This window comes from Pedobacter nutrimenti (genome assembly GCF_032678445.1).
Lineage (GTDB): Bacteria > Bacteroidota > Bacteroidia > Sphingobacteriales > Sphingobacteriaceae > Pedobacter > Pedobacter nutrimenti_A.
Genome location: NZ_JAVTSQ010000009.1, coordinates 166,050 through 193,030, shown reverse-complemented (window position 1 = coordinate 193,030; position 26,981 = coordinate 166,050). Strand labels below are relative to the sequence as shown.

Genomic DNA, 26,981 nt, shown 5'->3' with positions numbered 1-26,981 from the left:
GTTTATGTATTTAATATCAGAAACGAATGCCTATACGGTTGGATCCGGCTCGTCTTTTTGCTCAAAGTGCACATTTGGTTTAGTTTGTTCTGCAGGAGGAGGCGTCTGTGCCTGACGGCTCTTCCAATCTTCCCAGGCATTTTTCCTTTTCGATTTAGCGATAAAGCTAATTCCAATCGCTACAAATACCAAGGGCCACAGTTTACCCAACCTGAACCAATAAGGTATAATATCAAACTCATTCATCAAAAAGTAAACCCCTATAACGAGCAGAAACAAACCACCTACAGTACGTCCTGTGTCGCTGCTTTTATTGGCTATTTTATAATCAGGTTGTTGACTGGCTTTAAATTTTCCCTCCTCAAAAGTTGAGGAGCTCCAGTTTGGTGCATTACCTGTTGTATTTGCTAATGGCGGTTCCTGCTCAGTTACATTTGTTTTGGTAAATGGCGAGCTTTGCTGATCAGCAAAAAAATCGTTAAATCTTGAAAAACGGGCTGCAGGATTGTTATTTGCAGGCACTACAATCCACATCACCAGGTACACGAGCACCCCTGTTCCGACTAAAAAAATAGTCGACAACACGAACAGTAACCTGATGATGGTAACATCAACTTCCATATATTCTGCTATTCCGGACGAAACTCCCGCAATAACCTTGTCGTGCTCGTTTCTAAATAATCTCTTGTCCATAACAATATCCTCCTTTACAATTTTATTTCTTTAGGCGTTAGAATTACTTCATCAACATTCACACCAGTACTTAAATTTAAAATGGTATGCAAAGTATCTGCAATATCTTCAGGCTGTACAAATGCTTCTTTTGGTAAACTTGTTCCTTCCCAGGAAGCAGTTAATGTAGAGCCTGGTAAAAAAGCCGTTACTTTAACGTTGTATTGAGCTAACTCCTGCCGTAATACATTATTAAGACTGAGCATTGCTGATTTAGTTACACAATAACTCCCTGCATTTTCAACTACTTGTTTACTGGCAATAGAACAGATGTTGAAAATATGCCCTGATTGCCTTCTAACCATTATTTTACCAAAGAATTTAGAAAAATAATAGGCAGCGTTCAGATTTAAAAGCAACTGCTTTTCAAAAACCTCATCTTCTTCATCCATTAAAGACGCCGGTAAAAATGTGCCTACATTGTTCACCAGCACATCTATATCTCCCAGTTCAATGACGGTAAATTCACAGAATTTTTTGATCTCCTCTTTGTTGCTGCAATCTGTTGCCATTCCAACAGCTCTAACTCCAAGCAATTCAAGCTCTTTCACAAAGGAACAAAGTTCCTGTTCGTTTCTTGAGCAAACAGAGACGTTATAACCACTTTCTGCCAGTTTTAGGGCAATAGCACGGCCAATTCCTTTTGTAGCTCCAGTTACAACTGCATTCATTGTTTAAACATCTTTTTTATTAAAACGCAATAATACACAAAAGAGGAATAGCTTACTCCATGAAAAATCAGGCAATTTGCCGTTTTACTGAAACCGCTTTCCATAAAAAGTTAAGCGGATAACCAACATCAATTTTTTTATACACCTGGAATCCAAATTTTTTATAAAAGTCCACATTCCGGTCAACAGAGGTTCGAAGGTAAATTGCTCTTCCTTTTTCCTGGCTATATTCCAACAAATCCTTTAGCAATGCTGTACCCGCTCCCAAAAATTGATTTTCTGGTTTTACACCCAATAACCACAGATACATGGGAGGTTGATCGGCAGTGTGTGGTAAAATGGAATCCAGTAACTTTTGACGGGTCAAAACCTTATTTACATTAGAGACTCCAATTCCTCCCAGTACCAGTTTCAATTCCCAAAAGCGGGTCTTTATGGTGTTCCTTTTCTGATCAGGAAACAACACCAGTGCACATGCTTTTTTATCTTCGGAGAGAAAAATATCACCATATACACTGCAAATATTATAGGCATAATTCATTAATGTATAGATGTTTTCCCAATAGTTCCCACGGGACTTGACCACGTCCTTAACACTTAAGTTCTCTTCAAAGGCATAAGTTAAAAGATCCAGAATAAGATCTTTGTCTTTGGGACATGCTTTAATCATGATATGTAATATAGAGTCATTAATCAGTTATTTGATCAGCCAAACCAGTACCAAAAACATGCCAAAGACGAATTTCAACTCTTTCATTTGAAATTTGACCAATATAAAGCCAGCACAATAATGACATTTTTCATGGCCAGATACGAAGGTGCAGATCCCGTTTTGCTATAACCTCAAACAGAGTTTTTGATAAATAATAGAAACCCACAACATTTTTTATTGTTTCTTTGTATTAATATTGTATTTACAATCCGCTTAATCTTCTATAAATGAATTTCACAAACTTTGGCAAGTATATCCTCCTGTTAAAGGCCGTATTTAGAAAACCTGAGAAGACAAAGATCTATATGAAAGCTGTTTTTCAGCAAATGGACTTTATCGGAGTTGGTTCTCTGGGTCTGATCAGTATCATTGCAACCTTTATCGGAGCTGTAATGACACTTCAGATTGCTTTCCAGCTGGTGAGCGATTTTATTCCAAAAACCGTGATTGGTTCTGTAACCCGGGATTCCAGTATTCTGGAATTAAGCCCAACCATCAGCGCCATTGTTCTGGCCGGCAAAATCGGATCGGCTATTTCTTCAGAAATCGGGACTATGCGGGTTACTGAACAGATTGATGCACTGGAAATTATGGGAATAAATTCCCCGGGATACCTCATCTTACCTAAGATCCTTGCAGGCATCACCATGGTGCCTTTGCTGGTCATCTTCGCCATGGTACTGAGCATTACTGGTGGTTATATTGGCGGCACATTATCCGGAGCGGTATCTCCTTCTGAGTATATTCAGGGAATCACTACTGATTTTAATCCTTATACCATTACAGTTTCTCTGGTTAAGGCATTTGTATTTGGTTTCATTATTACCTCAGTGCCTGCTTACGAAGGTTTTTATGTAAAAGGTGGCGCACTTGAGGTGGCACAGGCCAGTACAAGAGCTGTTGTAGTAAGCTGTATAGCGATATTAGCTTGTGATTATATTGTAACTCAACTTTTATTATGATCGAAATCAAGGACATTCACAAATCTTTCGGCGACAACCAAGTTTTAAAAGGTATTTCAGGGAAATTTGAAGCTGGGGTAACTAATCTGATCATAGGTGGCTCAGGCTCTGGTAAAACAACGCTTCTAAAATGCATGATCGGATTACATCATCCGGAAACGGGTTCCGTAGAATATGATGGAAGAGAATTTACTCAAATGAGTTTTGAAGAACGTATAGAAATCAGGAAAGAGATTGGCATGCTTTTCCAGGGTTCTGCACTTTTTGACTCCATGACAGTTGAGGAGAATATTATGTTTCCGCTGAATATGTTTACTGAACAACCAAGAAGTGAGAAACTGGACCGTGTTAATTTTTGTCTGGACAGGGTAAACCTGGAAGGAAAAAACAAACTGTTCCCTGCAGAACTTTCCGGAGGAATGAAAAAGCGTGTAGGTATTGCGAGGGCCATCGCCATGAACCCAAAATATTTGTTCTGCGACGAACCCAATTCAGGACTGGATCCAAAAACTTCTATTGTAATTGATGAGCTGATCAAGGAATTGACCGAAGAATACAATACAACAACGATTGTAGTTACACACGACATGAACTCCGTAATGGGGATTGGAGACTATATAATGTTCCTGCATGAAGGCAAAAAATTCTGGGAAGGTTCTAACAAAGAAATTGCCCATACCGATATCCAGGAACTCAATGATTTCGTTTTTGCCAGTCGGTTTATGAAAGCGGCAAAAGAGAAATTTTAAGATAATTTATTGACAAATACATTTATGATAAGCTTATTAACCCCCACACACTGGAAAGATTATGAGTTGATTGATTGTGGTGACTTTGAAAAGCTGGAACGCTTTGGTAACCTGATCTTGTGCAGACCCGAGCCCCAGGCTGTATGGAAAAAAACGCTTTCAGAGCAAGCCTGGAAGAAACAGACACACATTAGGTTTAAAGGCCGTACAGCTACTACGGGCGAGTGGATAAAAAGTGCACAGCAACTGCCTGAAAGATGGAATGTGGAATATAAAAATGATGATGTAACGATCAACCTCCGCTTAGGACTAACTTCCTTTAAGCATGTAGGGGTATTTCCAGAGCAGGCTGTGAACTGGGATTATATTTCCTCTTGTGTTAAAAAATTCAAAACACCTGTACCAAAAGTCCTTAACTTATTTGCCTATACCGGAGCGGCTTCTTTAATTGCCAAAGCTGCCGGAGCAGATACAACTCACGTTGACTCTATTAAACAAGTTGTCAACTGGGCAAATGAAAATCAGGAACTTTCTAAATTGAGTGATGTGCGCTGGGTTGTAGAAGATGCACTTAAATTTGTAAAAAGGGAATTAAAGCGGGGCAAAAAATACAATGGAATCATTCTTGATCCACCAGCTTTTGGTCATGGGCCAAACGGAGAAAAATGGAAACTGGAAGATCATATCCAGGAAATGATGCAGGATGTAGTACAGCTCCTGGATGAAAAAGAACATTTCCTGATCCTGAATACGTATTCTCTTGGCTTCTCTTCTGTTATTGTGGAAAACCTGATCAAAACTTCCTTTCCCCAGGTTAGAAATCTGGAAACAGGCGAACTGTATTTACAAGCTACTTCGGGTATTAAACTACCCCTGGGTGTATTCGGTAAATTCAACAGCTTTTAATTTGATCCTATACTCATAAATAAGGTGCCCAAACTGAACTTCGGGCACCTTACTCCTAACACATTTATATACACAGGTTAAATAACCAAATTAGATATACTTTGTTTTAAAAAATATACTCTGCTGAACTATGTAGATTTGAAATATCCAATATCAGCTATAAAACAGCTGGTATAAATCTTTAAATATCCGGAATTAGGAGAAGTCAGATGATTGTGTATTTTTGTAGCATGAAACTACCTTACCTAGCGGGAACATTCTTAATTGGAATACTAACGATTGGATTATTCGCCAATTGCAATTCAGATGCTAAAAAAGCAAACGGACAAACTAAAACAGCCTCTGCTGCCGGAGAGGACACCACAAAAATTCAGAAAGAAATAGAAAGGAAGCCTATTGATACGGCTAAATATAACGCTATACTGAAAGAACTGGCTAATGGCGATACGACAGGCAAATGGCCGGTAAAAAAACAACCTTATCCCCTGGCCGGAGCAATCTTGCCTTTTAAAAGGATTGTGGTTTATTATGGCAACCTGCATTCTAAAAAAATGGGTGCTCTCGGAGAATATGCTCCTAAAGAAATGTGGAGAAGACTTGACCAAGAAGTAAAGCACTGGGAAAAAGCAGATCCAACTACGCCTGTACAGCCTGGACTGCATTATATTGCTGCCGTAGCAAGCGGTACTCCAGGCAAAGACGGAAAGTATATTAACCGTATGGCTAATAAACAAATTGATTCTGTTTTAAGTATTGCCAGGATGCGTCCAAATACGATTGTATTTTTAGATCTTCAGGTCGCGCTAAGTAACATCAGAGCAGAATTGCCACATATTGAAAAATACCTGGAACTTCCTTTTGTACATTTGGGTATAGATCCGGAATTTTCGATGAAAGACGGATCTCTTCCGGGCAAAAAAATAGGCACTTATGATGCGGCAGATATCAATTATGTTTCTCAATACCTTGCCGATATTGTTAAAAAGCACAATCTCCCACCAAAAGTATTTACTGTTCACCGTTTTACTAAAAAAATGGTAACCAATTACCAAAACATAAAATTACGTCCTGAAGTTCAGATCGTGATGCATATGGATGGATGGGGCGAACCTGAGTTAAAAAAAGGAACTTACCGTCACTTCATCTTTTCTGAACCGGTGCAATTCACTGGCTTTAAATTGTTCTACAAGAATGATTTGAAAAAAGCACCAAACAAGATGATGACACCAGAGGAATTGTTAAAATTAAAACCTAAGCCGATTTATATTCAATACCAATAAATCATTTAGAACATAAAAAAACGTGCCTTTTAATCGAGGCACGTTTTTTTATGTTAAAGCTGATTGTAATCTCTGCCTAAAGAACAACTCACAATTAAACATTTTCTTGTTTAATTTAATTTTAATTACGAATTTGGTAATTCATGCAAGATTTTTCTCTTTATTTTCAGCTGGGCTGGCAGCATATTCTTGACTGGCGCGGATATGATCATATCCTATTTGTAATGGTTCTGTGTGGTACCTATAGTATTTCTGAATGGAAAAAAGTATTGATCCTTGTCACTGCTTTTACGGTTGGGCATAGCATTACATTAGCCCTGAGTGTGCTCAACTATATCCACATTAATACACCCCTGGTCGAATTTTTAATCCCGCTCACCATACTGATCACTTCAGCCTCCAATATCCTGAACAAAAAGCCCAAAAAGAATGGAGTTCAGTTTAAATACATTCTTGCTTTGTTCTTTGGATTAATCCATGGCATGGGATTTTCCAATTACCTGAAAACGATTCTGGGAAAAAGTTCCAGCATCGTAGCCGAATTATTTGCCTTCAATGTAGGCCTTGAGTTTGGTCAGGTCATCATAGTTGCAGGAACATTAATCGTTTCCTTTATATTGATCTGGGTCATAAAAATAAAGAAATGGGACTGGACATTCTTTCTATCCTCGGCCGTATTCGGGATCTCCTTTGTCATGGCGGCAGAACGCCTTCATGCCCTTCTATAATAACTTTTCATTAAGTTTTTATTCAGATATCCGCTAAGCTCAACATTTATCTACCTTTACAGTTCATAAATCATTTTTCAATGAATTTAAAGTTCGGATTATTTATCTGCCTTGCTGCTTCTGCATTTTTGAATAATGCCTCAGCACAGCTTCCCACCAACAACCCTTCTGCAGATAAAATACTGTTGCCTAACGGCTGGTCATTGACTCCGGCGGGAAGATCTCTTAAATTAGGTGATCTCCCCTTAAATATTCAACTGTCGCACTCCAAACAACTCCTTGCGGTAACCAACAATGGACAAGGAAAACAAAGCCTGCAACTAATCGATCCTACAACAGAACAGCTACTGGATGAGGTGAGCATTGGTAAATCGTGGTATGGCCTGAAGTTTAGCGACAATGATAAAATACTATATGTATCGGGAGGAAACGACAATATTATTCTGGCCTACCCTCTAAAAAATAATAAATTTGAAAAGCCGGATAGCCTTTCTCTGGGAAAAGCATGGCCTAAGAATAAAATCAGTCCCACAGGTATTGAAGTGGATGACTCAAAACATCTTTTATATACGGTAACCAAAGAAGATAATTCCCTTTATATCATTGATCTTTTGAGCAGGAAAGTCCAAAAAAAAATGGAGTTGGGTCACGAAGCCTACAGCTGCATTTTGTCTGCTGACAGATCAGCGTTATATATCTCCTTATGGGGTGGTGACGAGGTTGCTGTTTATGACACAAAAACCGGTACGCTGAGTGGAGAAATACCAACAGAAAGCCATCCAAACGAATTGCTGCTTAGCAAAAATGGAAAAAATTTGTTTGTAGCTAATGCAAACTCAAACTCCGTTACCATCATAGATCTTCGGACAAGAAAGTCCGTTGAATCTATTTCAGCGTCTTTATATCCAACAAAATTAACCGGTTCAACAACCAATGGCTTGGCTTTATCCCCAAATGGAAAGATATTATATATTGCCAATGCAGATAATAACTGTCTTGCGGTTTTTGACGTGAGTACGCCAGGAAAAAGCATAAGCAAAGGATTCATCCCAACCGGATGGTATCCAACGAGTTTAAAAATCTTAAAAAACAAGCTACTGGTTTCCAATGGAAAAGGCTTCTCTTCTATGGCAAATCCCAATGGCCCCCAACCTATTAAAAAAGACGACAGTGATTACCAGAAAGGCTCTACAGAAAAAAAAGACGTGCAATATATTGGCGGACTTTTTAAAGGCACACTATCGTTTATAGACCAGCCTGATGAGGCAAAACTCAAAACCTATTCCAACCAGGTTTATGCCAATTCTCCATTTACTTTGCAGAAAGAATCGAAGGCTCCTGGCAACGATGATCTGATCATTCCAACTCAGGCGGGGCAGAAATCACCCATTAAACACCTATTCTATATCATTAAAGAGAACCGTACGTATGACCAGGTTCTAGGAGATATGAAAGAGGGCAACGGAGATCCGGCTTTGTGTATTTTTCCTGAGAAAAACACACCAAATCATCATGCCCTTGCCCGTGAATTTGTGCTACTAGATAATTTTTATGTGGATGCAGAGGTAAGCGCTGATGGCCACAATTGGAGTACGGCCGCCTATGCGACTGATTTTGTAGAAAAAACCTGGCCAATTAGTTATGGTGGCCGGGGCGGAAATTATGATTTTGAGGGCAGCAGGAAAATCGCATACCCTAAAGATGGCTTTATTTGGGATTATTGCCAGCGGGCAGGATTGTCTTACAGAAGCTACGGAGAATTTGCCGACAATGGGAAAGCAAACATCAAGTCGCTGGAGGGACATATATGCAAGGACGCTCCAGGTTTCAATCTGGATATAAAAGATGTGGAACGGGTAAGAGTCTGGAAAAAGGACTTCGACTCCTTACTGTCTGTGAATGCAGTTCCTCAATTCAATACTATACGTTTATCAAATGATCACACCAGTGGCCAGAAAAAAGGAAAGATCAGCCCTACCGCAGCAGTCGCAGATAACGATCTGGCATTGGGGCAATTGATAGAACATCTTTCTGAAAGCTCTATATGGGCCGAATCTGCTGTTTTTGTCTTGGAAGATGATGCACAAAATGGCCCCGATCATATTGATGCGCACCGTTCACCTGCCTTTGTAATTAGTCCATATATTAAAAAAGGCAGTATAAATCATACCATGTACTCTACCTCCGGCATACTGAGAACAATGGAGCTCATCCTGGGACTTCCTCCTATGAGCCAATACGACGCTGCTGCCATGCCCTTATTCGGTTGTTTTACCAGCAAACCTGACTTGAGCCCCTACAAGGCTAAACCTGCTCTTATTGACATGGAACAACGTAACCTGGTCCAAAACAAAAGCATGGAACGTTCAGAAAAATGGAACTTTGCAAAAGAAGATTCCGCTCCTGATCTTGATCTTAATGAAGTGATCTGGAAATCAATAAAAGGGGAACATTCCATTATGCCACCCCCAAGAAGAAGTGCTTTTGTGAACCTGGAGCACAAGAAAAAAGATGATGACGATTAGAATAATCCCAATTGCCCTTTGTCATCAATATCAACATCATCCGGATTGGTGATCTCGAATTTAATTTTCTTTTTAACAACCGGTTCCTCTTCATCTCCTGTACTTTCCTTAACAGCTTTTGCTTTTTTAACCGGTTCAGGTCCCGGTGCCTCAGCCGGCTTCTGACTCACAAACTTCGGTTTTGCCTTAACTGGTGGCTCTGCTGGCTTAATCTCTTCTTCTGCTAGAGGTTCAGGTTCCGCAACAGCCACTTCCTGGACTTCAATAACTTCGGTTTCTTCTATTACCTCCAAAACTTCTGCATGAAGCTCTGGTTCGATTTCCGCTGGCGTCTCCTCTGCAGGCGCTTGTTCTTCCTCTCCTGAAACATCAGCTTCTGTTATTTCCTCTGCAGACTGATCTGTATCCGGGGAAACAATGGTCTCATCTGTCGGTTCGATTTCTTTATGATCCGAAATTTCAATGTTTTTAACATCGTGAGGTGTCATTCTGTTTCCATTGGCGCGGATGCCTTTCACATCGATGAATTCGGCCAGTACAATTTCCAGTGTCTCGGGAATTTGCGTTTTACCTTTCAGTACGTCCACCGTTAATCTGGCGGCAGGGTTACCCGTCAGGTAAACAAACTTCGAGCCCTGCTCTTCGCTGATCAGACTGAGTTTTTTACCAACGCCAATGCTTTCGAAAAGAAATCTCTTTATGAAGTAGTTCTTGGCTTTACCCTCATATTGTACAACCGTGAAAGGTTTTTCCGGATCAAATTTCTGGATCAGGACCAAGTCAGCGTCAAAGTGATTACTCAGCTCAAAAGTACTGAGTTCATACCAACCGTCTTTATGCACCTGCAGTATTTTGTCGTCACCATCAAATTCTCCAAGATATTTCCCTCTGCCATCTACATTAAGACGGCGCAACAAGTCATCATACCAGATCTTCAGTCCGGATAAGGTAGATACCCCCTTAGTCTTTAAGATGATCTTTTTAATCGGGTACTTGGATACAATATTTCCCTGTGAGGCACGGCCTTTAATTGCAATTTCTGCAAAATCAAGGTCAAACACCAGCTTTTTCAGCTTGGTGTGTGGTTTAAGTTGAACATTCACAATCTCTGCTTCTCCATTAGGATTTGCAGTAAAGTAAAGCACTTTGGATCCCTTACCTCCTTTGGTCAGATCATATTCCTTGTCGCGGGTTACACCTACCACAGCAAAACGTTTGATATATGAAATCCCGCTCGCTCCATCTTTATAAATCATATTATAAATGGTGCGCTCGTCGCCTTTCTTAAATACCGCCGCATGGATGATGCCCTTGCCAACAAAGGTTTTATCCGCAACCTTGGTAATGATGCATTTTCCATCCTCCCTGAATACGATAATCTCATCCAGATCAGAACAATCTGCAATAAACTCATCTTTTCGCAAACCGGTTCCAATAAACCCATCTGCAATATTCATATACAATTTGACATTGGCCAGGGCTACTTTAGAAGCCTCCACCCTGTCGAACAAACGGATTTCGGTTTTACGTTCGCGGCCTTTACCATATTTGTCTTTTAATTTCTGGTACCAGGCAATTGCATAATCCGTCAGATGTCTCAGGTGATTTTTAACCACCTTGATTTCATCTTCCAGGGCTTTCATCTGCTCATCCGCCTTTTTAACGTCAAAGCGGGTAATGCTGCTCATCGGCTTATCGATCAGCTTCTTAAAATCTTCCGGAAGAATCGCTCTGTATAGTTTTGCCTTAAATGGCTCAAACAATACATTTAACACTTCAACAACACCATCAAAATTGCCGGAGTTCTCATAATCAGGATGTTTATACATCCCCTCCTGGATAAAGATTTTCAGCAAAGAACTAAAGAAAATCTTCTCTTCCAGTTCGAAAAGACGGATTTCCAGTTCCTGTTTCAACAGCGCCTTCGTGTGTTTTGTATTCTCAATAAGGATATCATTAACACTCATAAAATGAGGTTTATCCTCCTTAATGATACAGGTATTTGGTGAAATGGACACCTCACAGGACGTGAATGCATACAGTGCATCAATAGTTACATCCGGAGAGATACCCGGCGCCAGTTGAATTACAATTTCTACGTTCTGAGCAGTATTGTCTTCTATTTTCTTAATCTTGATCTTGCCTTTATCATTTGCAGACAAGATGCTGTCAATTACAGAACCTGTAGTGGTACTGAAAGGAATTTCTGTGATCACCAAGGTCTTTTTGTCCTTTTCCGTGATCTTAGCCCTCACTCTGACCTTTCCTCCTCTCATTCCTTCGTTATAGGCAGAAAAATCGGCCATACCTCCTGTAAAGAAATCAGGAAGAATATTGGGCCGTTCACCTTTCAGAACTTCTATAGAAGCATTCAGCAACTCTACGAAATTGTGCGGCATAACCTTTGTGGCTAAACCGACAGCAATTCCTTCTGCCCCCTGTGCCAACAGCAAAGGGAACTTTACAGGCAGAGTTAGGGGTTCATTATTTCTTCCATCGTAGCTGAGCTGCCAGATGGTTGTATCGGCATTAAAAACAACTTCATTAGCAAATTTAGAAAGGCGGGCTTCTATATAACGCGGGGCCGCCGCACTGTCACCAGTTACAGGATCACCCCAGTTTCCCTGACAGTCAATCAGCAGGTCTTTCTGTCCAATCTGTACCATAGCGTCTCCGATGGAGGCATCTCCATGGGGATGGTACTTCATCGTATTACCAATTACATTCGCGGCTTTATTGAAACGCCCGTCATCCATCTCTTTCAGTGAATGCATGATCCTGCGCTGTACGGGTTTTAACCCGTCATTAATATGGGGAACTGCGCGGTCCAGGATTACATAAGAAGCATAATCGAGGAACCAGTTTTCATAAAGCCCGTTGATAGGGATTATGTTGTGCTTATTTTCTTCGTTAACGTTTTCTTCTAGTTCTTCGCTCATTAAAATGATGTTGGATGTTGTAAATATAACTGATGAATTGAAATTTCTGAACAGAAGTTTTTAACAATTCATTGAGAACGCAAAGATAAGCAAAATCATCTGAAATCAGCCTGATAAACGATCTTCAATAAACACAAATGGCAATAAACTCCGTATTCCTTTTACCTTTAAAATCTCCCCGTTCATACAGTAAAACAAAACCTCAATCTCTTTTTTCTGCCTTTGCTCAAACTCAGCCATGACCTGCAGGCAGGCACCACAAGAGGTTATGGGTTTTTCTATTTTAAAATGGCCCGTATAAGCTGTAATGGCCATACTTTCTATTTCAACTCCAGGATGTGTTGCCCCAATAGCAAACAACGCCACACGTTCTGCGCAAAGGCCAGACGGATATGCCACATTTTCCTGGTTACTGCCCAAAACAATTCTTCCATCTGCAAGGCGTATAGCCGTCCCTACTTTAAATCCGGAATAAGGCGAATAGGAACTTCCCAGGGCCTCTTCAGATTTTGCACAGAGTATTTGGTCCCTCTCCTCCAGATCATTAAAGTCTTTATAAGATTCATAATTGATCGTCAAATTCAATTTATTCATATTTAAACATACATATTTCTAAACAAAACAACCAAAATCTTTGTTCCATCTATCAATAAACGCAATTCAATGGCATGATTTTAGTTAAAATTTCTTATCATTAATCAATCAATCTGTATTTCACTTGAATAAATATCTACGTAAAAGTTTAAAGGTTATTTTATGGATTCTATCCATAATTATTGTATTGATGGTATCAATTGCACTCTCTTTAAACATTCCTGCTGTCCAAAACTTTGTAAAAGATAAGGCCATCAGCTACCTCAAAAACAAAACACATACTGAAGTTCGCCTGGAAAGTATCAAAATCGCTTTTCCAAAAGACATCGTACTTAATAAATTCTATATTGAGGATCAGAAAAAAGACACCCTACTATACGCGCAGAAATTAGCCGTAGACATCAGCCTGCTTAAACTCCTCAGCAATAAAGTAGAGATCAACAACATCGAGCTGGAAAAAATCAGGGCAAACGTTACCCGGGTCCATCCGGACACCACCTTCAATTTCTCCTTTCTTGCAGACGCTTTTATGTCAGAACAGAAAAAACCTGACGAAGAGGTAAAGAAAGACACCACCTCAACCCTGAAGTTTTCCTTAGATAAAATTTCCTTGAAAGACATCGGAATTGTATATCGGGATGATGTAGCCGGAAATAATGTAAAGCTGCATTTAGGTGAATTTACGTCAAGGATAAAAGATTTTGATCTGGACCACCAGCATTACGTGATCAAAGAACTCAATTTAAAGAATACTTCTTTAAGTTATCTGCAGCAAAAACCCCTCACCCAGCTAAAAGCCCATTTAGAGCACAGTATTGACACTGCAAAAACTGCCACAGGAAAACTTCCCCTGGTTGAAATCCAGGATTTTGCTTTTAACAATGTAAAAATTCTGTTTAAGGATCAGTTGTCGAAAATGGATGCGGATGTTGATTTGAACAAACTGGCTTTAACTCAACTGATCATTGATCTGACCAATAATAAATACAAAGTGGAGGAAGCAAAGATCAATGATTCAAAGGTCATCTTTGGAATGGCTGCAAATAGTACCAAAGCCAATCTGAACCTCCAGGAATTCTCTATGACCAAACTTCTTGCAGATGTAACGAAGGGAAAATATGAGGCGGATCAGGCCATATTGAACAAATCAGATATACATTTTGCCTTCAAACCAGAAAGCCCGGCAAAAAATGCAAAGAATACAAAAGATACAATTGCAGCATCCTCCCCTCTTGCACTTCTGATCAAAAACCTGAGTTTGACGGAAAATAATGTTCAATTTGACAATCTGGCGGCTAAACCCGTAAAAGGAATGGACTACAACCATTTAAGGATAAAAAACCTGGGTTTGAACGCCGAAGGACTTGCCTACAGCGATGCAGGGATTAAAGTAAATGTAAAAGATGGAAAATTTGTGGAAAAGAGCGGTTTCGAACTGAAACAACTTAAAGGAGAAGTTGTTTATTCGGATAAGCAGATTAAAGTCAGCAAATTACTGGTGAAAACTCCAAATACCACCATAGAAAACAATACTCAGCTCAATTATACCTCTATGGATGACCTGACCAAACATCCGGAACGTGTAAAAATCTATCTTCAGGTTAAAAACACAACTATAGGTCTAAAAGACGCTGCTTATTTTAGCGACGCTGTTCCGGCAAATTACCGGAACGAAAAAATCAAGATTAATGCTGTTGCTCATGGTTATATGAATAACCTGGTGATTCCAAGCTTACAGATTACCGGATTGAAAAGCACTCAGATTGACATTAATGGTACAGCAAAAGGCCTGCCTGATGTGAATAAAACTTTTCTGGACCTTAATATTAAAAAATTCTCGCTCACCAAAAGTGATCTTTTGGTGTTGATCCCTAAGAAATCGCTCCCTTCTAACATTACCTTGCCTAATGCGATAAGTGCAACAGGAAAATTCAAGGGGTCAATGACCAATTTCAACACTGGATTTAACATCAATACCGATATGGGATCGGCCAGATTACTGGCTTCCATGAAAGGTCCTAAAGGCAAAGAAAGTTATACAGCTGATGTCGATCTGAAGAATTTCAATGTGGGCAGACTACTGAAAATGCAGCCACAGCTAGGCCGCTTGACAGCAAAAGCTTCTGTTAAAGGTACGGGTCTTGATGCGAAAAAAGCGGCTGCCAGCTTCAACGCACAGGTAGTCAATGCCTATTACAACAAGTACACCTACAAAAACCTGCTGCTGAGTGGTACCTATATGGCCCAAAAACTTGATATTAAAGGCAGTATGGCCGACACCAATATCAATTTTAGCCTGAAGGCACTGGTAGATATGGCAGGTAAGTATCCCGCTGTTAAAGCCAATGCAGATCTGAAACAGGTAGACCTCCAGAAGCTTAATTTTAGCACGACAGAATTTAAACTGGCTGGCTTAATCAAAGCAGATATACAAACAGCAGATCCGGATTATCTAAATGGTGATGTTGCTGTAAATGGTTTGCAGGTGGTAAAAGAAGGCCAGCGTTTTAATGTGGACACCATTTTGGTCCATTCTGAAGCTTCAGCAACTCATAACCTGCTTACTTTGAAGTCTGAATTCTTAAGAGCAAAGATTGACGGCAAATATCAGCTGACCAATTTAGGCGCTGCAGTGATCAACCAGATCAACAAATATTACCAGTTTGGCCAGGTAACCAAAATTCCAGACCAGCGTTTCAGATTTTACGTGAATTTTTACAACCCTAAAATCTTAAAAAACTTTGTTCCGGAACTGACCAACTTTGCCCCTGCCAGAATGAATGGCTTGCTGGATACACAAAAAGACAGCTTGATGATGAATATCTCTTTTCCGCAGGTGGTTTATGGGACTTATAAAATAGACAGTACCCGGCTGAATGTCAATAATGACAATCAGAAACTCAATTATAAACTGACTATAAAGAGTCTGCAGAGCCCGTCACTGGCTTTCTTCAACAATGAAATCAGCGGAGCCGCAGTAAATAATGACCTGAATTTGAACATCTATCTGCGCGATAGCAAACGCAAAGACAAATACGTTTTGGGAGGACTCTTTAAATCTATCAACAAGGATTACAGATTTAGCCTGGATCCTCAAAAGTTATTACTTAACTACGACAAGTGGGTTGTAGCGCCAGAAAATTATCTTCAGTTTGGACAATCAGGTATCCTCGCCAATCAGTTTAACATCAGTAACGGCGGACAGGAGTTGCGTATCAATAGTGAAAGCAATATCCCAAATGCCCCCCTTAAGGTAGAATTTAAAGACTTCAGAATAGAAACACTTACCCGTTTTGCAGAGGCAGACAGCGCCCTTGTTGGTGGCTCAATTAACGGAACTGTAAATGTTAAAGATCTGGTGAATACACCTAAATTTGAAGCCAATTTAACCGTTGACCACTTACGGTACCAGAAAGATATGCTGGGTACCCTAAGAATTGCAGTGAACAACAACACGGAGAATGCTTATGAAACCAATATCGCTTTATCGGGTGTTCATGAACTTCGGGCAAGTGGCTTCTATTATACCGCGCCGCAAAGTGCTCTGGATCTGACACTGAATATTGATAAGATAGACCTCAAAGCCATAGAAAGCCTTTCTATGGGACAGATCAGAAAAGGTACGGGTACGGTGAGTGGGGAACTATCTGTTAAGGGCTCACTGGACGCACCAAAAGTATTAGGCGATATTAAGTTCAACCAGGCTGGCTTCAATGTGGCTTATGTAAATTCTTTCTTCAGAATGCCTGACGAAACCATCAGCTTTACAGATACCGGTATCAATTTCAATAAATTTACAATTTTGGATTCCTTGAATCAAAAAGCCGTAATTACCGGAGGAATTTTAACTTCCGATTACCGGGACTTCAAATTCAATATGGACATCCGAACCAATAATTTCAGAGCGCTGAACTCTACTTCTGCAGACAATGAAATGATCTATGGTACTGTCTACCTCACCAGCAACATTAAAGTGCGCGGCGATCTGAACCAGCCAGATGTAAACATGAATATTAAAGTAGAGGACAAAACCAAATTCTTCTTTGCTATGCCTCCTGATGACCCTACAGTAATCGATCAGGAAGGTATCGTACAATTTGTTGACTTTAGTGCTCCTCCATATAATGGCAAAAAGGCACTTTCAGTAAAGGATTCTATCAGTAAGGCCCCAATAAAGGGCATAAATCTAAGTGCGACCATTCAAATTGATCCGGGTGCGGAACTTAACGTCGTGGTTGATCCTGGCAATGGCGATGCACTAAAAGTAAAAGGACAGGCTAATCTGACCGCTACAATGGATCCAAGCGGAAAAACCAGTCTGACGGGCCGTTACGATGTTTCCGATGGAAGTTACAACCTTACCGTAGGACCGGCTAAGAAGAGTTTCAAATTACAACAAGGCAGCAATATTGTATGGACTGGCGATCCAACCAGTGCAAACGTAGATTTAACAGCTTTGTACGAAGTTAGTGCTCCTCCTGCAGATCTGCTAAATGATCCGAGCAATAATGAAGCAAAAAACAAACTACCTTTCCAGGTATACCTGATGATGACCGGAGAACTGCTTAAGCCTACCATTAAGTTTAAGATAGATTTACCTGAAAATGAGAGAGGCGCTATTGGTGGATCCGTTTACGGCCGACTTCAAGCCTTGAACAGCGACGAAGGTGAGCTAAACAAACAGGTATTTGCTCTACTTGTTCTGGGCAGGTTCATTGCAGATAACCCGTTCCAAAGCCTTGGCGGAAATGGCAACGGATTGGTTACTGATTTTGCGCGGTCAAGTGTAAGTAAACTCCTCACAGAACAACTCAATAATCTGGCTTCAGATCTGGTAAAAGGGGTAGATATTAATTTTGGCATTAATTCTTCACAAGATTACAGTTCCGGGCAAGTTGCCAACAATACAGCTCTTGAAGTAGGTTTGTCTAAAAAATTATTAAGCGACAGGCTGATTGTGACCGTGGGCAGTTCTTTCGGGATAGAAGGTCAGCAGCAGGGAAATTCAACCAATATTGCCGGAAACGTCAATATCGAATACCTGCTTTCCAAAGACGGAAAATACCGTTTAAGGGCATATCGCCGTAATCAAACAGAAGGTGTTATTGAAGGTCAGCTGATAGAAACTGGTGTTGGTTTCGCCCTTGTGGTAGACTACAACAAATTCAGAGAAGTATTTCAAAAATTTTCCAAAAAGAAAAGAAACAGAGTAGAACAGAAGCCAAAAGATGAAAAAAAGAATTAAACCGATCCTATGTATACTGAGTTGTATGATTTGGGCTGCCTGCAGCAGTACCAAGGGACTCAAGCCGGGAGAGATTTTATACACCGGGGCCGAAGTAAAGATCAATCCTGATTCTTCAGTAAGAATTGCAGATCAGAAAGAGGTCAAAAGCACACTGGAGGAGAAGACCCGGCCTGCTCCTAATAAATCAATTTTGGGAATTAAATACAAACTTGGTTTTTATAACCTGGCCGGAGAACCGAAGAAACCCAAAGGTTTCCGGCATTGGCTGCGCACCAAGATGGGTGAACCTCCAGTATTATTAAGCCAGGTAAAAATCCCGTATAACAACGCTGTACTTAAAAGCTACCTGATCAGTCAGGGTTATCTTCAGTCTGATGTTATAGGTGACACGGTTGTTAAAGGAAAAAAAGGGAAAGCTGTCTACACTGCAAATACAGGAATCAGGTATAAGATCAACAGTGTTTCTTTCCCTCCCGACAGCAGCGGTGCACTCGCTAAAATTGTCAACAACAATAAAGGAAAAACCTTGTTAAAACCGGGCAATAATTATGATCTTGATCTATTTAAAAATGAACGTATCCGCATAGATAATGACCTTAAAGAAAATGGTTATTTTTATTTTAGCCCAGATTATCTGATCCTTCAGGTGGACAGTACAGTTGGAAAACAATTGGTAGACATCCGGATCCGGGTTAAAGAAATTGCTCCAGATGCCGGGCTTAAGCCTTATACCATTAACAACATCAATATCTACCCTAATTATACCATCAGAAGAGACAGTGCATTAAGAAATTCTACGCCTTCTGTTTACAATGACTTTAAAATTTACGATCCTAAACATACGTTTAAAGACCCGCTTTTTAACCGGTTGGTTTTCTTCAAAAAAGGAGAATTGTACAATAGAAAAGACCACAGTCAAACATTGAACCGTTTGGTCAATATCGGGGTTTTTCAATCCGTAAAAGCAGAATTCATCCCTCTCGACAGTTTTAAGAACGACCAGCTGGATCTGAATATCTTTCTTACCCCGCTAAAAAAGAACTCCCTTACCTTTTCAGTAACAGGAACAAGTAAGTCGAACAACTTTATGGGCTCAGAAGTAAAAGTTACCCAAACGACCAGAAATCTGTTCAGGGGTGCCGAACAGCTGGATTTAAGTGCAAGCGGTGGTTTCGAGACCCAGGTAGGTGGACAATCGCAAGGTTTAAACTCATTTTCCCTAACAGGGGAAGCAAAGCTAACCTTTCCGAGGTTCATTACACCTTTTAAAGGCATCAACAGTACCAATGCTTATATTCCTAAAACAATTACTTCCTTGACCTATCAGCGGCTTCACCGGGGTTATTTATATGACATCAATTCCTTTAAAGCTCAATATGGTTACAAATGGAATGAAAACCAATATAAAGAACATGCATTCAACCCCATTTCTGTTAATTATGTAACTTCCAGTTTAACTAATGATATTAAGAAAAGGGATAGTTTACTGGACGTAATTCCCGGATTAAGAAATGTGATCGAGAAACAATTTATCATTGGAAGTAACTATAGCTTTACCTACACCAACCAGTTTGAAGATTACAGAAAGAACAATATTTATTTTAATGGTACACTGGAAACTGGTGGAAACGTCTGGGGCTTATTTGCCGGAAGGAATTCGGAAGGGAAAAAAGCCATACTCGGACAACAGATTAACCAGTATGTACGTATGGAAGCAGATTTTCGGGATTATTACAAACTCACCAGGAATATAATCTGGGCAAACCGGATAGACCTCGGCTATGGTTATGCTTACGGTAACCAGACCAGTCTCCCCTTTGTTCGTCAGTTTTTTGCAGGAGGAACAAACGATATCCGCGCATGGGCAGCCAGATCCATCGGACCGGGAACTTACTATTACAAAAATGATCCGAAAGTTGCCAATACAACGTATGTAGACCAAAGCGGAGACATTAAGGCGCTCATCAGTTCGGAGCTACGGTTCAAATTGGCGGGTAGATTATATGGTGCTCTTTTTGCTGATGCAGGTAACGTATGGCTTAGAAAAGAGGATTTGGGTACGCCAGCCACCGCCGACAGCCCAGGTACACCGCCACGCCTGGGATCGGGTTTTGATTTTAAAAACGCTTTAAGCGAATTCGCAGTGGGTACCGGTGCCGGACTGCGTGTTGACGCTTCTATTTTTGTCATTCGTTTAGATGTAGCCTTCCCTGTACGCAAACCTTATAATGAACCGGGCAAGCGCTGGGTATTTAATGAAATTGATTTTGGAGACAGCGGATGGCGTAAAGACAACTTGGTTTATAACATTGGAATTGGATATCCTTTCTAATCTCAGCTCATGACAATCATTAAAAAGATCATACATTTTTTCAAAGCCCTGGGTAATCTATTCCTAGCAGCCGGGAATGGGTTTATAGACGACAAGGTTACCAAGCTTAGTGCTTCACTTGCCTATTATACGATATTCTCCCTTACGCCGTTGATCATGATCATCATATCCGCAGCCAGCCTGTTCTTTGGAGATAAACTTGATCCCGACACCCAGCTATTTGCAGAGATTAATGATATGATTGGTGAACCGGCAACCAGACAATTGCAGAGTTTCGTGATCAATGCAAACTTATCCGGCAGAAGTACTATTGGCCTCATTATCGGTGTGGCCACCCTGATTATTGGGTCTACGGCCATTTTCGTTGAAATACAAGACAGCATCAATCTCATATGGAAAGTAAAAGCCATCCCTAAAAAAGGCTGGAAAAAACTCATCATCAACAGATTGTTATCCTTTTCACTGATTGCCTCACTTGGTTTTCTGTTGCTGGTCACTTTAATTGTAAACAGTATTGTTGTAGGGCTGGGCAATAAGCTTGGAGGACTGGCTTCTAAGGTTGGCATTGAAAAAGTATCCGAACTCTTTATGCTGATCCTGACCAATGCCCTCACGCTTGCCGTAGTCACTTCTATCTTTGCCATTATATTCAAAGTACTCCCGGATGTGATTATCAAATGGAGGCCTGCAATTATAGGCGCCTTATTTACCGCCCTGCTGTTTAGCTTGGGTAAATATCTGATAGGCATTTATATTGAGAAGGGAAACCCAGGCTCTGCTTTTGGAGCAGCCGGTTCTATTATTGTTATTTTACTCTGGATCTATTATACGGCGATCATTCTTTATTTTGGAGCGGAGTTCACGCAGGCTTATGCAGAGAAATATGGCCATGGAATACAACCAAGCAAATATGCTGTACACACCAAAACGGTTGTTGTAGAGAAGAAAGTAGATGTGTTACCTCCGCAACACCCCAATGAAACCACAAATGCAGAGGACTAGATATACTTCTTAATCTTATCTATCAGTTCTTTTTCCAGGAAAGGTTTTAACACCAGGTCATTCATACCTACCTTTAAGTAGGCATCCCTGTTCTCCTGCAAAACGTGTGCAGTTATCCCCAGGATAGGGATACCGGACTTTTCAGGGCCTCCGTTGTAGCGAATTTCATGAGTGAGTTCTACCCCACCCATTACCGGCATCTGGATATCTGTAAGTACAAGATCATATTCGTTATTCTTAAATAAATCCAGTGCTTCTTTTCCGTCATAAGCAGAGTCATAGATCATTTCCCATTTCTTAAGGATGGTTTGGGCGAGCAGGACATTCATTTTATTGTCGTCTACCAATAGTATCCTTTTTCCAGCCAGAGTAGTCAAAGGACCAGCCTTTTTATCAGGTGGCGTTTCTGCCTTTTCAGTTTCTTCTACTATAGGAAAAGGAATTTCAAAACTAAATACCGATCCCTTATCAACCACACTGCTGACCTCAATTTTACCTCCCTGCAATTCTACTATCTTCTTGCATATAGCCAAGCCCAGCCCAGTCCCCTGTTGTTTGGAACGCGAGGAAGAATAAGACTGGTAAAATTCATCAAAAATATAGTCAAGATCCTTTTTGACAATACCTATCCCTGTGTCTTCTACCCGAACTTTCAAGACACCTTTTTGCTTGTCCTCCAGGTCAAACTGAACACTAAGCCTCACTTCTCCATCCGCCGTAAACTTGATCGCATTGGTTAACAAGTTCATGACCACCTGTTTTAACCTAAGCCTATCCCCTGTCAGGCAAAGCTTTTTATCAAGAACTACCTTATCTACCAGCTGTATATTTTTGTTTTCTGCAAGAACGTGCATACTGTTAAATACCTCTTTTATTTCTTTAAGGGGATGGAATGGCTGTACTTCGAAGTTTCCTTTTCCAATCTCATATTTGGAAAAATCCAGGATCTCATTCACCAGCTCCAATAACATTTCAGAAGATCGCCGGATAGCCCTAACCTGTTCCTTTTGTTCTATACCCAAATTACTTTTGCCCAATTGTTCTGAAAATCCAATCACAGAATTTAACGGGGTACGCAGTTCATGACTCATATTGGCCAGAAAACGACTTTTTAGGTGAACTTCTTGTGATGAGCGCTTAGTTAACGTGATCAGCAATTGTTCGTTCCTGTATAGTTTAAACACATTATAGATAATTAATCCTACCAGGCTCAACAATAACAAAGCATTTAATACAGAAATCCTGTCCAATTGTCTGATTTCCCTGGAAAGTTCATTACTCAGAATAGTCCTGTTTTTTTCTATCTCACCAATCTGATTTTTCTTATACAACTGCAAATCAGCAATGATCTCTGCAATCAGTTTATGGTTCAGAAATAAGATGTCAATTTCTTCAGGTTTTAATTTGTTCGTAGTGGAATAGAGCTTGCTATAATACGCATCTAAAATCTTGCGCTGTTTTGCACTGATTCCCTTCACTTCCGAGCGGACAATTTTCTTTTCCTCTCTTCGTACAATCAATAAGGAATCCTTGCTGTTGCTACTGGAAAACAATCTTCCCAGGAATTTTTTCCTTGGCGAGTATTTTCTGACCGTATCCATATGAACAATGGTTTGCACCTTCGCAGGTTTTTTAGGTATCACAACACCCTTGGGTAAAGCTTGCTTTTCTACCAGACCAAGTTTGGACACACCAACAATTAAACTATCTGTAAGTTTTCTTATTTCTAAATAACTTTCCCTGTTTAATTTCTTTTGTTTAATGCTGTTTTTGAGTTCGTTTATTTCTGCTTTATCCAGACCTGCATCCAAATCTCCGAGTAAAGCAGACGCTGTTTGGATTTGAGACAAAAACTCACGGATATATCGCTTATCCGCCGTAGCTTCATATAATCTGGAATTACTTTCAGCCTCATAGAGTAAATAAATGAAGTTGTCAATTTTGGAATAATCCTCCTGCAAATTGACAAGGGCTTCTGTGTTTTGCTTTAGCGCATTTACTTTATTGCTCCTCATGAACAAAAAAAACACAAAGAGGAACAGTATAAGCACTACGAATAGCACTACAATGTTGTTAAAAGAAGACTTTTCCTTTGCTACAAATGTCATAAAAGTAAAGCAAACAGCAATAAATATTAAACCTGTTTATTCTCTAGCAAAAGGGATCTGATTAGAATACAATGATAAATAAAAAAAAGAACAAAAGACGTATCTATCTACGATTAAGCAACATCCAACGCATCATCCTGCTCATCTTCTTCCAAAGGCATCTCGGTGGAAACTATGTCATCAATGGTATCTTTTTCAACCCTTAAATTCCTGATAATATGCTGCTGACGATCCGGTGTATTTTTACCCATATAATATTCAAGCAGATTTTTAATGGTCTGGTCCTTAAGAATCACCGGATCAAGTCTGATGTCCTTTCCGATAAACAGGCCAAATTCATCCGGGGAAATTTCACCTAATCCTTTAAATCGGGTAATCTCTGGCTTTGCGCCCAGCTTTGCAATGGCTTTCTTACGTTCATCATCACTGTAGCAGTAGATCGTCTCTTTTTTATTTCTGACTCGGAATAATGGAGTTTGCAGAATATAAACGTGACCAGCCCTAACCAGATCAGGAAAAAACTGCAAAAAGAAAGTCATCATTAATAACCGGATGTGCATTCCATCCACATCCGCATCTGTTGCAATAACAATGTTGTTGTAGTGCAAACCTTCCAGACCATCTTCAATATTTAAGGCGTGCTGAAGCAAGTTGAACTCCTCATTCTCATACACTACTTTTTTAGTCAGTTCATAACAGTTCAAAGGTTTCCCCTTTAAACTGAAAACGGCCTGGCAATCCACATCTCTTGATTTAGTGATAGATCCGGATGCAGAGTCTCCCTCAGTAATAAATAAGGTAGTTTCGTATCTTTTATCGTGTGTAGTATTAAAGTGAACCTTACAATCTCTAAGTTTCTTATTGTGTAAAGATGCTTTCTTTGCCCGGTCATTGGCCAATTTCTTGATTCCGGCAATGTCCTTCCGTTCCCTTTCAGATTGGAGGATCCTTTTTAGTAATGCATCTGCAACTTCCTGATTCTTGTGCAAATAATCATCCAGTTCCTTTTTAACAAAATCATTGATAAAAGTACGTACCGAAGGCCCCTCAGGCCCCATATTTTGCGATCCTAATTTGGTCTTGGTCTGAGATTCGAATACCGGTTCCTGTACCCGGATGGAAATTGCAGCAATAATAGAAGCCCTGATGTCTGAAGCATCGTATTCTTTCTTATAAAACTCCCGGATTGTTTTTACCACAGCTTCCCTAAAGGCAGCCTGATGTGTTCCCCCCTGTGTCGTATGTTGTCCATTGACAAAGGAATGATAATCCTCTCCATATTGCTGGCCATGCGTCATTGCAATTTCAATATCATGCCCTTTCAAATGGATGATGGGATACCGGATGCTTTCCACATCCGCTACTTTATGCAGAAGATCGTATAGTCCCCGCTCGGATAAAAACTTTTGTCCATTATAATTTACAGTAAGGCCAGTATTTAGAAAAACATAATTCCAAACCATACTTTCTACAAAAGCAGATATGTAATGATAATTTCTGAATATACTTTCATCCGGATAAAAAGTAATAGCTGTACCATTTCGTTGTGTGGTATCAATGATCGGATGTTCGATCACAATTTCTCCTCTAGAGAATTCTACCTTTTTTGTTTTCCCATCGCGGTAGGACTGTACAACAAAACTGGTAGATAAAGCATTCACCGCTTTTGTACCCACCCCATTTAAACCAACAGACTTTTGGAAAGCATTACTATCGTATTTTCCACCTGTATTAATTTTGGATACACAATCAATCACTTTACCCAAAGGAATACCCCTTCCGTAATCACGTACATTCACCTTGTGTTCAGAAACCGTCATCTCAATCGTACGTCCGGAGCCCATTACAAACTCATCAATAGAGTTATCAAAGATCTCTTTCAGTAAAACATAGATCCCGTCGTCCTGAGCTGAGCCATCGCCCAACTTCCCAATATACATTCCGGGACGTAATCTGATGTGTTCTTTCCAGTCGAGAGACCGTATACTGTCATCGTTATAAATAGGTTCTGCCATGATGTTTATTGTGTAGAACTACAAATTTAATGAATAAGCAGGGCTTATCCTCCACAAAGTTTCAACAAATACACATTTTACATTATCTTCATCAAAAATTCCCGGATACCCAGCGAAAATCGTTTACAATGCCTGTCAAAACACTTCCACTCAAAAAAGAAATCGCATACGCTTCAGGCATGATGGGATGGAGCATCATGACCAATATCATTATTGTCATGCTTCCTTATTTTTATTTACCACCAAACAACTCTGGTTTGAGTCCCCTGGTTCCGCAACTTCTGGTGTTTGGTGCATTTAATATTCTTTCCCTGATCGCAGCCTCCGGACGTTTATTTGATGCCTTGTATGATCCCTTTATTGCTTCTCTAAGCGACAGCAGCAAAAATCCAAAAGGACGGAGAATCCCCATCATGCGTTATGCTATTGTTCCTGCGGTCATTTTCTGCGGTCTGGTCTTTCATCCATTGGTTAACGGAGAAAGCACGACCAACGCCTGGTGGCTTACTTTTATGCTGGCCGGATTCTTTATTTCGCTAACAACGTATATCATTCCATATAATGCATTGCTTCCTGAGCTTGCCCACAATCCTGAAAAGAAAGTCCGGCTTTCAACCTATCAGCAGGTGGGTTTCGTTGTCGGGATGATCATTGCTGCACTATGTAATAATTACGCAGATCTGCTACAGGATATCTTTGCCATTTCAGACAGGACGCTTGCCCTTCAATATACCATGTGGGGACTTTGCATTCTTGCCGGCCTGGTGATGATCGTACCTGTAGTTGCCATCGATGAAAGAGAATACAGCGAAGCGAAGCCCACGCATATCCCATTACTTCCGGCCATTAAAAACACATTCAGAAATTCTAACTTTAAATATTACCTGATCTCAGATTTTTCCTATTATATAGCGCTCAGCATTATTTCCAGCGGATTACTTTTTTTTGTTACGGTATTGCTTGGCCTCCCGGATTCCGATGGTGGCAAGTTTATGGGAATTATGGTCATCCTGTCCCTGGTTTTTTATCCCTTTATCAATTATGGCGCTAAAAGATTCGGAAAAAAACCACTGGTTATGATTGCTTTTGCTGTACTCAGCCTCATTTTTGTGACCATCTATTTTCTTGGGAGACTTCCATTTTCAGCCACAGCACAAATGTATATCATGGTCAGTTGTGCCTCTTTCCCTTTGGCGGCGCTTGGCATCTTACCTAATGCTATCCTTGCAGACATTGCCCAAAACGATACGGAAGAAACAGGAGAGAACCATGAAGGTATGTTCTTTGCCGTAAAATATCTGTTTGTCAAATTGGGTCAGACCCTTGGTATTGCTGTCTTTGCCATGCTCACCATCTATGGCAAAGATCCGGGAAAAGATTATGGACTTCGTCTGAACGGAGTTGTTGGCTTTGTCCTTTGTGTTTTTGCTCTTCTTTTTTTCAGCAGATTTAAAGAAAAAAAATAACCTAAATTTATC

17 protein-coding genes are annotated in these 26,981 nt (G+C 40.2%); 10 read left to right on the top strand and 7 right to left on the bottom strand.

The features are described from left to right. Window positions 1-30: 30 nt before the first annotated feature. The 3 genes from R2S08_RS17540 to R2S08_RS17530 form a co-directional block, all read right to left on the bottom strand. Complete coding sequence (locus R2S08_RS17540; RefSeq protein ID WP_316836354.1) at window positions 31-693, bottom strand: PspC domain-containing protein; 663 nt, start codon at window positions 691-693, stop codon at window positions 31-33. Between the two features lie 14 nt (window positions 694-707). Then, entirely contained in the window at window positions 708-1,403 is a 696-nt protein-coding gene (locus R2S08_RS17535) for an SDR family oxidoreductase (protein ID WP_316836353.1), read from the bottom strand. Window positions 1,404-1,470: 67 nt separating this feature from the next. Continuing rightward, complete coding sequence (locus R2S08_RS17530) at window positions 1,471-2,073, bottom strand: GNAT family N-acetyltransferase (RefSeq protein ID WP_316836352.1); 603 nt, start codon at window positions 2,071-2,073, stop codon at window positions 1,471-1,473. A 269-nt stretch (window positions 2,074-2,342) separates the two neighbouring features. Between R2S08_RS17530 and R2S08_RS17525 the strand changes: the two genes are divergently transcribed. From R2S08_RS17525 to R2S08_RS17500, 6 genes are all read left to right on the top strand, one after another. Then, window positions 2,343-3,077, top strand: coding sequence for an MlaE family ABC transporter permease (locus R2S08_RS17525; protein ID WP_108553150.1), 735 nt, complete (start codon window positions 2,343-2,345; stop codon window positions 3,075-3,077). After that, window positions 3,074-3,826 carry an ABC transporter ATP-binding protein gene (locus R2S08_RS17520; RefSeq protein ID WP_316836351.1) on the top strand — a complete coding sequence of 251 codons (753 nt, stop codon included), beginning with the start codon at window positions 3,074-3,076 and terminating at the stop codon, window positions 3,824-3,826. The genes R2S08_RS17525 and R2S08_RS17520 overlap by 4 nt, the downstream gene beginning before the upstream one ends. Window positions 3,827-3,850: 24 nt before the next feature. Further along, a complete protein-coding gene (locus R2S08_RS17515; protein WP_108553148.1) occupies window positions 3,851-4,732 on the top strand; it encodes a class I SAM-dependent methyltransferase in 882 nt (293 codons plus the stop codon). Between the two features lie 230 nt (window positions 4,733-4,962). Then, window positions 4,963-6,012, top strand: a complete 1,050-nt coding sequence (locus R2S08_RS17510) for a hypothetical protein (protein ID WP_133780051.1) — start codon at window positions 4,963-4,965, stop codon at window positions 6,010-6,012. A gap of 143 nt (window positions 6,013-6,155) precedes the next feature. Further along, window positions 6,156-6,740 carry a HupE/UreJ family protein gene (locus tag R2S08_RS17505; protein ID WP_316836350.1) on the top strand — a complete coding sequence of 195 codons (585 nt, stop codon included), beginning with the start codon at window positions 6,156-6,158 and terminating at the stop codon, window positions 6,738-6,740. 80 nt (window positions 6,741-6,820) lie between these two features. Continuing rightward, window positions 6,821-9,265, top strand: coding sequence for a bifunctional YncE family protein/alkaline phosphatase family protein (locus R2S08_RS17500; protein WP_316836349.1), 2,445 nt, complete (start codon window positions 6,821-6,823; stop codon window positions 9,263-9,265). Here R2S08_RS17500 and R2S08_RS17495 read toward each other — a convergent pair. Next, complete coding sequence (locus R2S08_RS17495) at window positions 9,262-12,204, bottom strand: DNA gyrase/topoisomerase IV subunit A (RefSeq protein ID WP_316836348.1); 2,943 nt, start codon at window positions 12,202-12,204, stop codon at window positions 9,262-9,264. The genes R2S08_RS17500 and R2S08_RS17495 overlap by 4 nt on opposite strands. A gap of 105 nt (window positions 12,205-12,309) precedes the next feature. Then, window positions 12,310-12,798 (bottom strand): cytidine deaminase, encoded by a 489-nt coding sequence (locus tag R2S08_RS17490; protein WP_133780047.1) that lies wholly within the window; start codon window positions 12,796-12,798, stop codon window positions 12,310-12,312. A 190-nt stretch (window positions 12,799-12,988) separates the two neighbouring features. On the opposite strand from R2S08_RS17490, the gene R2S08_RS17485 reads away from it, so the two are divergent. The 3 genes from R2S08_RS17485 to R2S08_RS17475 are packed head-to-tail and all read left to right on the top strand — an operon-like array spanning window position 12,989 to window position 21,380. Then, the gene (locus R2S08_RS17485; protein WP_316836347.1) at window positions 12,989-18,043 is read left to right on the top strand and encodes a translocation/assembly module TamB domain-containing protein; all 5,055 of its coding nucleotides are present in this window, start codon (window positions 12,989-12,991) and stop codon (window positions 18,041-18,043) included. Next, window positions 18,027-20,378 carry a BamA/TamA family outer membrane protein gene (locus tag R2S08_RS17480; protein ID WP_316836346.1) on the top strand — a complete coding sequence of 784 codons (2,352 nt, stop codon included), beginning with the start codon at window positions 18,027-18,029 and terminating at the stop codon, window positions 20,376-20,378. Before R2S08_RS17485 ends, R2S08_RS17480 begins: the two co-directional genes overlap by 17 nt. 9 nt (window positions 20,379-20,387) lie before the next feature. Continuing rightward, window positions 20,388-21,380 (top strand): YihY/virulence factor BrkB family protein, encoded by a 993-nt coding sequence (locus tag R2S08_RS17475; protein WP_316836345.1) that lies wholly within the window; start codon window positions 20,388-20,390, stop codon window positions 21,378-21,380. On the opposite strand, the gene R2S08_RS17470 is transcribed toward R2S08_RS17475, so the two are convergent. Together R2S08_RS17470 and R2S08_RS17465 are read right to left on the bottom strand one after the other, a co-directional pair. Next, complete coding sequence (locus tag R2S08_RS17470; RefSeq protein ID WP_316836344.1) at window positions 21,377-23,488, bottom strand: ATP-binding protein; 2,112 nt, start codon at window positions 23,486-23,488, stop codon at window positions 21,377-21,379. The two genes, R2S08_RS17475 and R2S08_RS17470, sit on opposite strands and share 4 nt — an antisense overlap. 113 nt (window positions 23,489-23,601) lie before the next feature. Then, a complete protein-coding gene (locus R2S08_RS17465; RefSeq protein ID WP_316836343.1) occupies window positions 23,602-25,503 on the bottom strand; it encodes a DNA topoisomerase IV subunit B in 1,902 nt (633 codons plus the stop codon). A 128-nt stretch (window positions 25,504-25,631) separates the two neighbouring features. Between R2S08_RS17465 and R2S08_RS17460 the strand changes: the two genes are divergently transcribed. After that, window positions 25,632-26,969: an MFS transporter gene (locus R2S08_RS17460; RefSeq protein WP_316836342.1), complete on the top strand. Its 1,338-nt coding sequence runs from the start codon at window positions 25,632-25,634 to the stop codon at window positions 26,967-26,969. The last annotated feature ends 12 nt before the right edge of the window (window positions 26,970-26,981 follow it).